Source organism: Granulicella aggregans (genome assembly GCF_014203275.1).
GTDB lineage: Bacteria > Acidobacteriota > Terriglobia > Terriglobales > Acidobacteriaceae > Edaphobacter.
Genome location: NZ_JACHIP010000020.1, coordinates 1 through 14,103 on the forward strand (window position 1 = coordinate 1; position 14,103 = coordinate 14,103).

Sequence of the window (14,103 nt, forward strand, 5' to 3'; positions counted from 1 at the left end):
AAGCCCATGTTGTCTCTCTCGTCTCATCAACACCACCTCTGAGAAATGATCTAAATCAGATGGTGTTGCATCGACCGGTTGAGACCGCCCCGTTTTTCAGGAATGAGAGAAAGAAAGCCCGTAACTGCCATCAGGCTCCGTGAGAATATCGCTCAATGCCTCTCTACACATACATCTTGAGCTATAAGGGTTCTCTCCATGCTGCACAGGGGCGACATAGCAACTTCAAAGGATTCGTCTCCAGTTGGGCGACGAACATCCCTGATGGTGCTCTTCCCAGTCTCACCCCGACCTTGAAAAAGGAATTCAACCCATATAGCGGTACATGGGAAGAAGTTCCAAATAGAACTCATGTCTGGAGGAAAACGGTAAAGATCGGTGGCGAGGATTTGGTCGTCTATGCAGTCCAGACGGAAAGCTGATTCCTCTGGTTGCCGCAAAGTCGATGTTATCGGCAATCACGCCTTCGGCGACCGTCCGGGCGGGTCGAAGTTTCCCAGAACACCGTTTTCAAGGAGCTTGGCTTGGTCTGGCCAAACCGAGGCGCTGCGACCTGACCAGATCTATGGCGCTGTCCAGCCGATTCCAGCGACGTAAGAGTCGCCAACTATAAGAGCCTTGCTTTCTTTCCGAAGCCTGTTCTGAACTTCTGCAGAGCTCATCATGCCGCCTGGCGGATAGGGGCCGACGATCTCGACTTCAACCGAATACTGGCTCAGCACATCCTTGTACGCGGTCAGAAGTGGGATTGGGCCTCGTGCAAGCAAACCGTTACCAGCGCTCAGCAATTGGCTGAGTTTCAATCCTCCATTGAGTTGAGTTTCAAGACCGAACCAGTCGTCTGTAGCGTGTCGATGCGCCTCATAGAGGGCTCCTGTTGCGGCGTATACGTCCGGAGGTGTCCCTTTGAAGAACGCTGAGGCAGTATCGTAAGTGAACCTCCAGAGCAACGGGTGGTTGCTCGTCAGGATGATGGATGAGGCAACCTCGTTCCTGACAGCGTAATCAAGTACCTCTTCACAACGAACTTCAATCTTTCGGGTGTTCTCCCCCAAATCGAAGGTCGATAACTCCAAATGGAGTTCTAACCCTTTGCCAATCGTCGTGACTGTCCCGATCCGAATGACGGTATCGTCATCGTCGGCGTCTCCGATCTCAGCGATGAGGTCTAGCAAGCTATCCATGCTTTCAGGATAAACGGGCTCAGCACACGTGAGTTTTCATCACGTTGATGGATGAAGGAATCTCGTTGTTCCTCGAAAGTCGGCGTTTTCGGCAACCTCGCCGCTAGCGCATCTGAGCCAGAGCTTCAATGCTTTTTCACGCATGATAATGCGCATTATCATGCGTGGTAGGGGATCTCGAAAATGACAATAACGGCGTTCTACGACGACCTGGCTGAGCACTACCATCTCATGTTTGAGGACTGGGATCGCAGCATCGTGCGGCAAGCGTCGATTCTGGGTCCGCTCTTAGAGCAGTACAGTGGCACCAAAGCTCCCCAGGTTCTCGATTGCTCCTGCGGCATCGGAACACAGACTCTGGGGCTGGCGCTCAGAGGTCACCGTCTAATAGCGTCCGATCTCAGTCGGAGCTCGGTAGCTCGCGCCCAACGTGAAGCCCGCAGACTTGGAGCGGAAGTACAGTTCCATGTGGCAGACATGCGCGGCCTCCGACTCATCCCCTCTCAGGGTTTTGATGTCGTTCTTGCCGCCGACAATGCACTACCCCACCTTCTCTCGAATGATGATCTCGACCTTGCGTCGCGGCAGATGTTTGGCAAACTGAGACCGGGCGGCGTCGTCCTTGTAAGCCTTCGGGACTACGACAGGCTGATTGAAACGAAGCCGACGATGCAGGCCCCCTCCTTTTTCGGCGAAGCACGCACTCGGAGGATTGTTCACCAGGTCTGGGATTGGGACGAAGGTGAGTACGACCTGCATCTTTATCTCTCTTTCCAGGCTTCTCGTTCATGGCTTTCTAAGCATTATGTTTCACGGTATCGGGCACTCCTGCGAGAGGACCTCAATACGGCGTTCAAAAAAAGCGGGTTCGTCGAGATCGAATGGTTGGAGTCAGATATGACCGGCTACTACCAGCCGATTGTGGTCGCTAGGAAACCGCTATGAGTACCGGACTTGTATTAGGAGCCGCTTCTCTGCCCTCTGTTTTTACGGGGCGGCCCGAAGCCCGGACGCGGATGCGCGATTTCTTCAGTTCGCACATCCGTAACCCCAACACCCGACGCGCCTACCGTGAGGCGGTTCGGCAGTTCTCGGCTTTCTGTGCCGAGCACGCCATCGTTGATCTCCCCCAGGTCGAGCCGGTCCATATCGCGGCGTTTGTCGAGGCGCAGCTTCAGCTCCACTCCAAACCTACGGTGAAGCTGCGGCTGGCCGCCTTGCGGATGCTCTTCGATTGGATGGTCGTCGGCCAGGTCATCCCCACGAATCCGGCCCACGCGGTGCGGGGTCCGAAGCACTCGCAACGCCGCGGCAAGACGCCAGTGCTACAGGCGGATGAAGCCCGCACGTTGATCGACGCGATCGATGCCACTTCCCTGCCCGGTCTTCGTGACCGCGCCCTGATCGGACTGATGGTCTATACCTTCTCCCGCGTCGGCGCAGCCATCTCGATGCGCGTTGAAGACTTCTATGTGCAGGTGGACTGCCCGATCTTTTGTGCCGCGGAGTGTTAGTGTAGCGCAGCTTCTTGAAGGGCCCAGCATTTCTATACCAAGGTCAGAGTTAGTCTTCGACCGGTTTAGGTTCCAGCCAGTACGCGGCTAGCCGCGTACTGGCTGGCGAACTCGCTTGGCGTCCTGTCCGCGAGAGATGCGTGAGGACGACTGTCACTATATTCGCGCCTCCAGGCTTCGATCAGATGCTTTGCCTCCTTCGGGCTCATGAACCAGTGGGTGTTCAGGCACTCGGCCCGGAAGGTCCCATTGAAGCTTTCTACGAAGGCGTTGTCAGTCGGCTTGCCAGGCCTTGAGAAGTCGATCTTTGCCCCGTTCTGATAAGCCCACAGGTCCATCGCATGACTGGTGAACTCGCTCCCGTTGTCACAGAACAAGACCTTAGGCACACCACGTTCGAGCTTCAGCTTGTTCAGTGTGCGCACTACATCGTCTCCCTCTAAGCTCTGGCCAACTTCGATCGCCACCGCTTCTCGTGTGTAGACATCGACGATAGTTAGCGACCGGAAGCGTGTGCCATCCTGTAACTGATCCGACACGAAGTCCATGCTCCAAGCTTCATCTGGTGCGGTTGGCTTGACCTTCTCTTCGCGCAGACGAGCAGCCTTGCGCTTGCCCGCCGGCTTCATCCTCTTCAGCATGAGCCCTTCTTCCTTGCACAACCGGTACACCAAATACTTGCCTACATCCCAGCCTTCGCGATTCAACAGCACGCGGATCTTGCGGTATCCGTAGCGCACTCGTGCTTGAGCGATCTCACGGATACGCATCCGCAGTTCAGTTCGTGGATCGAGGCAGCTCCGGTAGCGATACGTTCCGCGCGTCACACAAAGAACCCGACACGCATGCCGCTCACTCGCCCCATAGCTGCTCATCAGCCGATCGACCATCGGTCCACGCCGCGAAGGCTTCACCATTTTTTTGAGAGCACATCCTGCAGCATCGTCTTATCCAGCACCAACTCGGCCACAAGCTTCTTCAGACGAAGGTTCTCTTCCTGCAGTTGCGCCATATGCCGGACCTGATCCACTCCCAGGCCCGCATACTTCGCCTTCCAGCGGTAAAACGTCTGTTCGCTGATCCCCGCCTTGCGGATCACCTCCGCCACAGGAACTCCCACCTCAGCCTGCTTCAACACGCCGACCATCTGCTCAATAGAAAAACGCTTCTTCTTCATCCAAAAGCCTCCACCCTTTCAGGTCAGGTTTTGGTCGAAGACTAACATTTCACCTGGTACAAAAATACCGAGGCCGATCAGTCACAGGTCCTCCAGCATTGGTGAGCCGGAGAGAAGGGCCGACAGAATTCACAATCTATGTGCGAAAGCCCGGTGTTTTGTAAACGCATAGTTATTCTTTACCCGTTGTTGCTTCGTTCAGCGAAAACATCGGCTCTTCTTTAGAGTCAAGTTGTCCCTGCTTTTCGATCCTGAGGCCATCCGATCGCTTCAAGCCCCGAAGTCATTGCGGGATAAACCCTTCAACACTATTGCCCGTGTCTGACGACTTAAGGAACAACAGTTATCCTCCTAGGATCTCGCCACTCAATCGACTTCTTATGAACTGTGATCTCAGGCAAATACCGTCACCTCGAAACCGGTCGCGTTTCGGCGACTTCGTAATCTGTGCTGGATTCCGGACTCACTATCGTCCGCTGCGAGATGTGTAACAATCGACCAGGGACCATTTCCGTGGGCCTGGCTTCGTAATGTTTAAGCTGCGTCTCCTTAAAGCAAATTAGGGCAACTATATACAAGACTCACCTGAACCCAAGAAGTCTCCAAGGATGAGCAAGTTGTAGCCAACCAGAAAAGCCCCGAATCTCTCCGCGAACCCGAACGTGGAGAAATTTGAATGTCAAGAGTAAAAGTGTTGTTACAGGGTGTGGGGCTGTGAGGGGACTTGCCCTAGTCGGCATTCTCGTAGTCGGGATTGTCCACGGGTTCAAAACGTCTTCTAGCGGGAATGTACCTTCTACAAAAGTGAGTTGTGCGGACTATGCCGAGTTCGTCGACGTACACAACCTTCCCCATAACGTGCATCTTGAGGGTCTCCATGCTCATGGCCAATCTATAGGCTTCATCATGAGTAAGAGGATTCTCCATCCGAAAGAAGTATGGGATGGACGATCCAGGATGCAAGACAGTGTCTTCTGCACTACCGATCATCCCTTCATACGGGCGCTCTCCAGCAAGATTGTCTCCTCCTTCCAAGTGAACGATGCAAAGAACCTCTCTAATCTTGGCATCAGTGCCACCACTGTTTCCAATGTAGAACTGTCCGGCGGCCTCAGAACCTTCAGAGATGCCGTTTGGAACTTGTCTTCCAATGGCCGTCATCTTACTGAAGTAGAAATTTCGGGCGGAGATTCTGGGGCGCTGCGTGAACACAATCGTCTTCTCAGCAATCCTCAACTGATCTTCAGTGGCCTTGGTTTGCCGCTCAAGTTTAAGCAGGGTGGCGATAGCGACACCAATTCCTCCAAGTCCAACGATAGCTACGGCAAGGTTGCCACCCCAGACAGTCCATTCGCGCCAACCCCACGGTATAGGCACGGGAGCAGGATTGGTGATGTTTATGGTGGGTTGATTGAGGTCGGTGGAATGCTGATCGGAATGGGTTTCGAGGCTTGGGCCGTTCTTATCTTTTGTGATGGAGGCAAGAGCAGGAACGGATGGCTTCTCACCTGTATTAGCGTTCTGATTTTGAGTGTGACCATCACGAACGCCGTGGTTGGTTGCTTTCCCGGAAGTTGGCACAGGTGCCTGTGTGACGGCGAGGAGCACAGCGAGCGTACAGAGCAGGTTCATAGGGGTGTCCATACTCTACAGGACATCAGCAGGGTGCAGGTATGACCCTCAAAACAAAGCGATATCAAGAGTTCGTTGACTGTATAGCCGTCAACCTGCGACCATCTGGGTTATGGGCGACGACCAAGCGACAAACGACGGAATTCAAAAATCAGAAGGCTTCGTCAAGCCTCTCTCGTTTGAGTTCATCATTGCCGCCGTCCTTGCCCTCATCAATTTCGCTCTTGACCAAGCCGACATACACATCATGCTGATCACTTGGGTAAGCTTGCTAGCTTGTGTTGCCTTACTCATCGATGGACTTCGGAGAACTCAATGGGCAGTTCGTATTGGATGGAAATCAAAGTCGTTCGGATTTTGTAGCTTCGTAATTCTCCTCATTTTTTCTTTGTTTGGTTATTACTTGTCATCCCGAAAGAAGGCATTAGGTGACACACAGGGTAGTTTGGCCATCTCTAAATCTAGTGTTAGTGGCCAATCATCTAAGCGGCCTTCGTCTAATGATTCGGCCGAGACCGCCCTGCCTGCGTCTACTGCCCTCGTACGCAAAATAAAGTCTGTCTCTCCACAACACGAGCAAATTGCTCCGAGAGTGACTGATAGTAAAAAGCCCTCAAAGAATGGCTCATTATTTGCTAAAGACCCAAACTTCGACTGGTGTCCCGTTGGAGTCATGATTACAGGGCCTCGGAATCACATTTCGGATGTAACAGCAGTGGGATCAAAAATATCTATTGATGACACAGATGGTGAAATCAGCGGCCTGCATCAGGACTGCGATGTCAGGAACAGCGAACCAAGGCAGCAATACCTAGAACTTGCTAATGACCCGGCTAAGCTTGACGCATTCATGGCTAAGCGCAAGCGGGATCTCCATGAAAAATGGAGTTCTCTGGATTCCAGAGACGCTGGGGCAAACATGGAGAGTCTGTTGGCACTGGAAAAGGCGATCTCCGATACTCCCACAGGATCGGAACTTCAACTGCAATTGATATCACGCTTGACAACGGTCAAGTAGATAAGAACATGACAGACAAACCCATCAGCAGCGACTGGAACAACTTCAAAGAGTTCGTCCGCAAGGTCGTGACCGTTCCCAAGGAAGAGATCGACAAGATCAAAGCCGAAGAAGAAGAGGAACTGAAAGCTGCACCCAAAAAGCACTCAACTAAGGTCAAACCCAAACCTTAGTTGAGATCCTTGCCTGTAAGTTCATTCAATGTGAGCCGCTTGCCACCGATCTCACCGACCAGCTTTGCAAACCGCTGTCCATCTGTCATGCCCTTCCGGTTGTTGTAACGGAATGCTTGCTCGTCTAGGTAGCGTGACAGGTGGAAGGGTTCTACTGCAACATAGGTCCCGCTGATCCCGCGCTTGAGTAGTGACCAGAAGTTCTCCAGACCGTTTGTATGGATGCGACCGTTGACATAAGACACAGCATGGTCGATTACCTGATGTGCATAGTCTCCAGCGAGGCCCTCATAGGACAGGAGAGCGTCTGTGTACAGTGAAGTGCCGGCTGTTACGTGCTGTCTCACTTCGGCCTGTAGAACCTTCTTGCGGACGCTTGGAACAACTGTCAGGTGAACTTCTCCACCGCGCTCCAGGATGCCCAGTACAGCAACCTTATCCTTGCCACCTGTTGAGGTAATGCGACGGGCCTTGGTGCTGGCGTGCATGTTGCGTGCCTTGCCGCCAATGTAGGTTTCATCTACTTCTACTTCACCGGACAGCTTGAGGATTGATCCTGTCTTCATTGCGCGACGAATACGGTGATCCATGAACCAAGCTGACTTCTGGGTTACTCCGATGCTCCGGGCAATCTCACAGGAGCTAATGCCGTTCTTGCAAGATGACATCAGCCACATTGCTGTTAGCCATTTATCTAGGCCGATTGCCGAGTCTTCAAAGATGGTTCCAACCTTGACAGAGAACTGCTTGGTGCATGTCTTGCACTTGAACAAGCTGCGTGTTTTCAGGAAGGACCAACCGCCTCCACCACACCGTGGGCATTCAACTCCATCAGGCCAACGGAGTGAAGCAACAAACCAGATGCACTCTTGGGGATCAGAGAAGTATTTGACTGCTTCGATGAGTGTCTCTGGGTTGCCTTGGTTGTCCATGAGCTAAATATACGGCTTGGGTTCAGGTGAGTCAAGTATATAAGTGCCCAAATTAGCGGTTAGTAGTTATACAGACCGCATGTTAAGGTCACAATCTTGCTGCTTGACCAATCGAGTTCCGATGGCGCAGCGGCCAAAAGGATTAGCAAATCGTTAAATTATTGCTTTCTTTGTTGAAGAAATACCCTCCCCTCAACGTTTCTCTTGCATGCAGCGTGGTATGAGCGCCGGTGCAAAACTAGGCCACAGAGCGCCGCGCGAGCGACGTTCTGCGGCGGAGTAAAAGTAGGCCACCCGCCGGATCTTGATTTCGTGAGCTGTTGCCATACTGGCATGGTTCATGGAACACCGGAGGGATGTTTCAGGTGGAGATATACGGGCGTGTACGTCGTGCGGTTCGTGTTGAGGGCCGGAGTCAGCGAGCGGTTGCCAGGGAGTTCGGGCTTTCACGAGAGACGGTGCGGAAGATGCTGCAGTACGCGGTGCCGCCCGGCTACCAGCGGCAGCAGCCGATCAAGCGGCCCAAGCTGGGGCCGTGGCTGGGCGTGATCGACGCCATTCTGAGCGACGACAAGCAGAGGCCAGCGAAGCAGCGCCACACGGCGAAGCGTATCTTCGACCGGCTGAAGGAAGAGCATGAGTTCACCGGGGGCTACACCATCGTGAAGGACTACGTGCGCTCGGCGACGCTGCGTGGTCAGGAGATGTTCGTGCCGCTGACGCATCCGCCGGGGGAGGCGCAGGCGGACTTTGGCGAAGCGGTGGTGGTGATCGCCGGCGTTGAGCAGAAGGCGCACTACCTGGCGATGGACTTGCCGCATTCGGATGATTGCTTCGTGGTGGCGTTTCCGGCCGAGACCACGGAGGCCTTCCTCGAAGGCCATGTGCGAGCCTTCGCGTATTTCGACGCCGTTCCAACACGGATTCTCTATGACAACACGAAGATCGCGGTAGCGAAGATCCTCGGCGGCGAAGAGCGGCAGCGTACGAAGGCGTTCTCCGAGTTGCAGAGCTATTATCTCTTTGCGGATAAGTTCGGACGACCAGCCAAGGGCAACGATAAGGGCAAGGTGGAAGGGCTGGTCGGCTATGCAAGGCGGAACTTCATGGTTCCGATACCCCACTTCAACAGTTGGGAGGCGTTCAACGCATACCTCGAAGTGCAGTGCCGCAAGCGGCGCGAGCGGCGGCTGCGCGGGCACTCGGAGACCATCGGAGAGCGTTTTGAGCGTGACCGTGCGGCGATGTTGCCGCTGCCCGCAACTCCGTATGAGGCATGCGAGAAGGTCACGGTGCGAGTCACTTCGCTGTCGCTGGTGCGCTATCGCGGCAACGACTACTCGGTGCCGACTGAGTACGGGCACCGTCAGGTTCTGGTGAAGGGCTACGTCCATGAGGTGGTGATCGCCTGTGGCAGCGAAGTCATCGCACGGCACCGACGCAGCTATGAACGCGAGACAGTCGTCTTCGATCCGTTCCACTATCTGGCACTGCTCGAACAGAAGACGCGGGCTCTGGACCAGGCGGCTCCGCTCGCCGGCTGGAAGTTGCCGGACTGCTTCGCCGTCCTGCGGCGTCTGCTCGAAGCCAGGCTCAAGAAGCATGGCAGCCGCGAGTATGTGCAGGTGCTGCGGCTGATGGAGACCTTCGATCTCTCCGAAGTAACTCATGCCATCGAAGATGCCTTGAAGTTGGGCACGATCAGCTTCGATGCAGTGCGTCATCTCATGTTGTGCCGTATCGAACGAAGGCCGCCGCGACTCGATATGCAGAACTATCCCCACCTGCCGCTGGCCCAGGTGCACACCACGCAGGCCGCCGACTACATGGCGCTGCTGACGGAGGCATGCGCATGAGCAACGATACTTCGAACACCGCAACTCATACCTCCGACACGCCGCAGTTGCTGTTGGAACACCACCTGAAGGAACTGCGTCTGCCCACCATGCTGCGCGAGTACGATCACATCGCCCGACAGTGCGCGGTCGAGCAGGTCAACTATCAACGCTACCTGCTGCGCATGACCGAGCTGGAGTTGCTGGACCGCGAACGCCGCGCTATCGATCGCCGCATCCGGCAGGCGAAGTTTCCAGTCGTCAAGACGCTGGACAGCTTCGACTTCCTTGCCGTGCCTTCGGTGAACAAGACCCTGGTGCTGGAACTGGCGCGATCAGAGTTCATCGCTCGCCGCGAGAACGTGCTGCTGCTGGGCAACAGCGGTACCGGCAAGACCCACATCGCGCTCGCGCTTGGCCTGGCTGCATGCCAACAGGGACACCGCGTGCGCTTCACCACCACGGCGGCTTTGGTCAGTGAGCTGATCGAGGCCCGTGACGACAAGAAGCTGCTCCGTTTTCCGAAGCAGATCGCCAGCTATGAACTACTGATCGTCGACGAGCTGGGCTTCGTGCCTCTGTCCAAGACCGGTGCCGAACTGCTCTTCGAGATGCTCAGCCAGCGATACGAACGCGGTTCGACCCTGATCACTTCGAACCTACCCTTCCAGGAGTGGACCGAGATCCTCGGCTCGGAACGCCTTACCGGAGCCTTGCTCGACCGTCTCACCCACCACGTCCACATCCTGGAGATGAACGGCGACAGCTACCGTCTCAAGCAAAGCCGCCGTAAACGAAACCCGCCTCCAGAACGCTGATCCGACAAGACGCCTCTCAGGGGCGAAGGGCCTCTTCCGCTACGCTCCAGAGGCCCTTCGCCCCTGAATACTCAACACCTGACTGCCAACTACTGGCCTACTTTTACTCCGCCCCACTGGCATGGTTTTACTCCGCCCTTGACAGAACGTCGGTGTTGCCGCCGTCGTAGGTCTGCAAGGGCTCAGAGACAAGCGTGTTGCCGGCACTGTCGGTGGCATTATAACCGTAGCTGTAGGTCTGCCCGTTGACCGGCGTTTGAGGAGTGGCGACTAGAGGCTGGTTGAAGGGCAATGGCACCGTCTGATGCAGACCGTGGTTCCCCGTGTATCCGAGGCTAATTACAGTTTTGGGAAAAACCTGGTACTGGAAATCGAGGCTCCAGTTCTCGGTATAGGGAAGTTTGTTATTTATGCCGTAAGCGCCAAAGAGGTATGGCGACGCTCCGTTCTGAAGCGCGGCCTGGTTTGACAGGTTCTTGATGAAGTCGGCCGGATTTGTATCAACAGTTGGCCGAGTGGTTCCGAAAGGGTTTTCGGAGGTGCTGGCTGAGGTAGCGGAGACTGGCTGCACGAACGGTGGCTGCAGAGTCACACCGAATGGCCCGTTGAATCCATTACCGGCTGACGGCGAGAATTCGGTGAAGAACTCGCCGCGGTCGTAGTAAAGGCCAAAGCCGGCGCGCATGACCAACTTGGGATTGATGCTGTAGGCCATGCCCAGTCGCGGGCCGATGCCCCACTGGCGATTGGTGAGAGTGGAGTTGCTGGCACCAGGCGTTGCGTAAAGCTTATTGTTGCCTGCTACGACCAGGCCGCTGTTTGTGATGGTGTCGCTCGCGAGATCGTAGGAATATTTGCTGGCTTCGAAGTTTACGAGGTTCCCATACTTTTCATAAAGGCCGCCGTCGTCGTCGTAGCGGATGCCATAAGTGACCGTGAGCTGTGGAGTGACCTTCCACTGGTCCTGTGCGTAAGCCCCGATCTGGGGCGAGCGATAGTACCGATTGCTGGCACCTTGAAAGTAGACGCTGTTGCTGCCAGTGCGAAGCGGGCCGCCTTTGAGGAAGTTCGCACCGCTGTTGTAACTGAGCGTGGCGACCTGGTTGGCGCGGTTGATGATGTTCAACTGGGTGAAATCATAGTTTCCCCCGAACGAGAGCGAATGTCGACCGCTGATCCAGTTGAGGGTTGATGTGCCTTCGACAGTGTTTTGAGCAAATCCCGTGTTGGAAAAGTTTGACGTGGGGCCGATGTTGAGAGAGTGGCCACCGAAGCCTGTCGCATCGTTCGTGGCCCCGTCAGCATTGCGGATAGCGATGCCCGGAAGTAACGTGCTGCCGAAGAGGTTTATCCCGGGTGCTGAAGGTCCGAAGGGTTGGCCCGTGAACGAGTTGACGAGCATGCGGACAAGGCCGACCTTCTGTTCCCAGGTGAAGCGCGGGGTAAGAACGGTAGTGTTCTCCAACGAGAAAACTTGGCTGCCAGCGTTGAACTTCTGGGGGAAGCCTTCCAGCGAAGTGCTGCCGAATGGGCTCTCGGTCGGGTCGCGCTGATAGTAGTAACGGGCGTTCAGGGTGTCCTTGCTAGAGACGTTGTAGGAGAGATTGCCGTTGGCCTGATCGGCGAGAAATTTGGACGCCGGCCCGATGAAAGCCGCGGGTGCGCCGAGTGAGGCAGGCGATCGCAGCAGATATTGGCCATTCGGCAGTTTAGCCTGTAGAAAATAGAGCGCGACGGGATCAATCGCAGTCCCCACAGGCAACCCTTCGGCTGCAATCACCGACTGAAGGCCAGTTGCGCTGCGGTCATCGGTCAGTCCGAGGAGGGGATAGTAGGACGTCGAGGAGTTGAGCTGGTCGCGGGCTCGTGTGTACTGGTAACTTCCGTAGAAAAACAACTTATCTTTCTTAATCGGTCCGCCAAGTTCTGCCCCGGCCACATAGCGATGCAGGTCCGGTGTGGGGAGTAATGCTTGCTTGTTGAAGAAGGGATTCGCGTTCAGTTTCGATGTCTCCCAATTGCCATAGACCGAGCCATGCAGATGGTTGGAACCCGTCTTGGTAGTCACGTCGATGTGAGCGCCGGCGGTAGCACCTTGGGCCGCATCGAACATCGAAGTGTTCACTCGTTCCTCGGCGATGGTCTGCTGCGGTGGCGAGGGAAGCGCCTCGCCAATGGCGTCAAAGATCGAAGTGTTTGTGCGGATGGTTCCGTTCGACTGAAATGATTCGCCCGTATTGAGCACAGCACGGCCTTCAGTCACTTGCGAGGACGATGCGCCATTGAAGAGGTTATTGGTCATAACCCCGTTCATGGTGAAGGTGTTCGAAGAGAGACGCTGGCCGTTGGAGTAGATATTCTGGTTCCCTAGACCGGTGTTGGTGCCAGTATCGGCGAGGACGTCGGCCTGGACGCCGGGCGAGAGAACGGCGAGTTGGGTAAAGCTGCCGGTGCCGAGCGGAGTTCGCTCAATCTGCTGTGCATCGAGAACGTATCCGTTCGTCGTGTCGGTGGTATCAAGTTGCGGGGTGGCCTGCACTTCTACTGTCTGCGAAATGTCGCCGGCCTTCAGACGAACATTTTGGGTAGAAGTGCGGTCACCTTGAATGCGAAGGGCGGTAAAGCGGGCAACATTGAAACCGGCGGCATTCACGCTTAGGTCATAGGTGCCGGGTGTAAGGTCCGAGATCCTGTACTCGCCGCTTCCGTTGGTGGTGGCTGTTCGGCTGGCGGCAGTTTGATTGTTAATGACGGTAATCGTAGCGGTGGAGACGATAGCGCCGGTTGAGTCGGCGATCACGCCGGTTAGTCCGCCGAGCGTCTGCTGCGCATAGATCGGAAATGTGGAAAGGCCGGCCACAAAGAGACACAGCAGACGGAGGATTCTTTGCTTCATTGGGAATGCACCTTTCGTAAACGCCTTTTCAAACATCTGCAATGGATTTTCGCCAACTGTATCCCGAAAATGTGAAGTTACTGTAACAAAGTCGAGACCGGCTCGGACGGATTTAGTTATATGAAAGCGACCGGGACAGGCGGTAGAGACACCAATATTTCGACTCGCGTTAGCCGTGACGAGGATGAATCTGGAAGCGAAATGCAGGGAATTGCCCAGCAGTGTCTCGCTTCATTTGCCCCTGAGTTCGCTAAAGGCATCAAGACGCCCGCCCCGGTGGCTTGCCCGGAGATCGTGGATGTGACCCACAATCCACTGTTATCTTGCAGAGCTGTTGGGCTCCGCCCATAGATCTGTCAGTATCGCGCGACATTTCTTTTGCAAGGGCTAGTAGCCAGATTCTGGCAAAGTGGCGCTAGAGGAGTCCAGAGACAATCGAAAAGTGACAGCGGCCATCTGTCGCACCGGCAAACGTGTCAGCCACCTCGCTTATGAACCGATGCCTGGTACGTGGTGCGACAACGCACGGTTGAGCTCCAGTCCGAAACTTTGAGAGGCCGTCATACCTTGCGCGACCGCCACCGCTGATTACCGCACCGGCGATGGAGGCTCGACATTGCACAGCTTATACCGGGGCGTTCCAACGCAAAAGCTACAGGCTCAACGACTTGCGCAACGACGACATCAGCGTGAGTGAGGTTGAGAGGGTGGGAATTTGAAACGGCAGGAAGAGCGCCCGATTGACCATTTTTGGGAAACATTGACTACATTCGGAGCTAGAATCCAGAGAGAACCTTTCTTGTTAATATCCGCTGGGAGATAGCAATGGTGAATCTTACGAATGGCATGGTGAGAATCACGCGGGGCACAGAACTGCCGCCCTCTCTAGGCTCAACAGCACCAACTTACACACTTGAAGGGCTC

Annotated in this window: 11 protein-coding genes; 6 read left to right on the top strand and 5 right to left on the bottom strand. The window is 55.2% G+C overall.

Going from position 1 to position 14,103, the window contains the following annotated elements:
* Window positions 1–563 precede the first annotated feature (563 nt).
* Complete coding sequence (locus HDF16_RS26490) at window positions 564–1,184, bottom strand: hypothetical protein (protein ID WP_184223350.1); 621 nt, start codon at window positions 1,182–1,184, stop codon at window positions 564–566.
* Between the two features lie 183 nt (window positions 1,185–1,367).
* Between HDF16_RS26490 and HDF16_RS26495 the strand changes: the two genes are divergently transcribed.
* Both HDF16_RS26495 and HDF16_RS26500 read left to right on the top strand, forming a co-directional pair.
* Window positions 1,368–2,129, top strand: coding sequence for a class I SAM-dependent methyltransferase (locus HDF16_RS26495; RefSeq protein WP_184223352.1), 762 nt, complete (start codon window positions 1,368–1,370; stop codon window positions 2,127–2,129).
* Complete coding sequence (locus tag HDF16_RS26500) at window positions 2,126–2,698, top strand: tyrosine-type recombinase/integrase (RefSeq protein WP_246410226.1); 573 nt, start codon at window positions 2,126–2,128, stop codon at window positions 2,696–2,698. Before HDF16_RS26495 ends, HDF16_RS26500 begins: the two co-directional genes overlap by 4 nt.
* A 65-nt stretch (window positions 2,699–2,763) precedes the next feature.
* On the opposite strand, the gene HDF16_RS26505 is transcribed toward HDF16_RS26500, so the two are convergent.
* Both HDF16_RS26505 and HDF16_RS26510 read right to left on the bottom strand, forming a co-directional pair.
* Window positions 2,764–3,875 (bottom strand): IS3 family transposase gene (locus HDF16_RS26505; protein ID WP_432432292.1). Its coding sequence is split into 2 segments (ribosomal slippage): window positions 2,764–3,629 and window positions 3,629–3,875, totalling 1,113 coding nucleotides; the frame shifts between segments, so codons are not numbered across the junction.
* 729 nt (window positions 3,876–4,604) lie between these two features.
* The gene (locus HDF16_RS26510) at window positions 4,605–5,507 is read right to left on the bottom strand and encodes a hypothetical protein (protein WP_184223356.1); all 903 of its coding nucleotides are present in this window, start codon (window positions 5,505–5,507) and stop codon (window positions 4,605–4,607) included.
* 112 nt (window positions 5,508–5,619) lie between these two features.
* Between HDF16_RS26510 and HDF16_RS26515 the strand changes: the two genes are divergently transcribed.
* Window positions 5,620–6,525, top strand: a complete 906-nt coding sequence (locus HDF16_RS26515; RefSeq protein ID WP_184223358.1) for a hypothetical protein — start codon at window positions 5,620–5,622, stop codon at window positions 6,523–6,525.
* Between the two features lie 8 nt (window positions 6,526–6,533).
* Window positions 6,534–6,698, top strand: coding sequence for a hypothetical protein (locus HDF16_RS26520; protein WP_184223360.1), 165 nt, complete (start codon window positions 6,534–6,536; stop codon window positions 6,696–6,698).
* Here HDF16_RS26520 and HDF16_RS26525 read toward each other — a convergent pair.
* Entirely contained in the window at window positions 6,695–7,630 is a 936-nt protein-coding gene (locus HDF16_RS26525; RefSeq protein WP_184223362.1) for an IS1595 family transposase, read from the bottom strand. The two genes, HDF16_RS26520 and HDF16_RS26525, sit on opposite strands and share 4 nt — an antisense overlap.
* Before the next feature lie 356 nt (window positions 7,631–7,986).
* On the opposite strand from HDF16_RS26525, the gene istA reads away from it, so the two are divergent.
* Complete coding sequence (gene istA, locus HDF16_RS26530; protein WP_184223364.1) at window positions 7,987–9,486, top strand: IS21 family transposase; 1,500 nt, start codon at window positions 7,987–7,989, stop codon at window positions 9,484–9,486.
* A complete protein-coding gene (istB, locus tag HDF16_RS26535; protein ID WP_184223366.1) occupies window positions 9,483–10,283 on the top strand; it encodes an IS21-like element helper ATPase IstB in 801 nt (266 codons plus the stop codon). Before istA ends, istB begins: the two co-directional genes overlap by 4 nt.
* 127 nt (window positions 10,284–10,410) lie before the next feature.
* On the opposite strand, the gene HDF16_RS26540 is transcribed toward istB, so the two are convergent.
* Window positions 10,411–13,179 carry a TonB-dependent receptor gene (locus tag HDF16_RS26540; protein ID WP_184223368.1) on the bottom strand — a complete coding sequence of 923 codons (2,769 nt, stop codon included), beginning with the start codon at window positions 13,177–13,179 and terminating at the stop codon, window positions 10,411–10,413.
* Window positions 13,180–14,103: the final 924 nt, after the last annotated feature.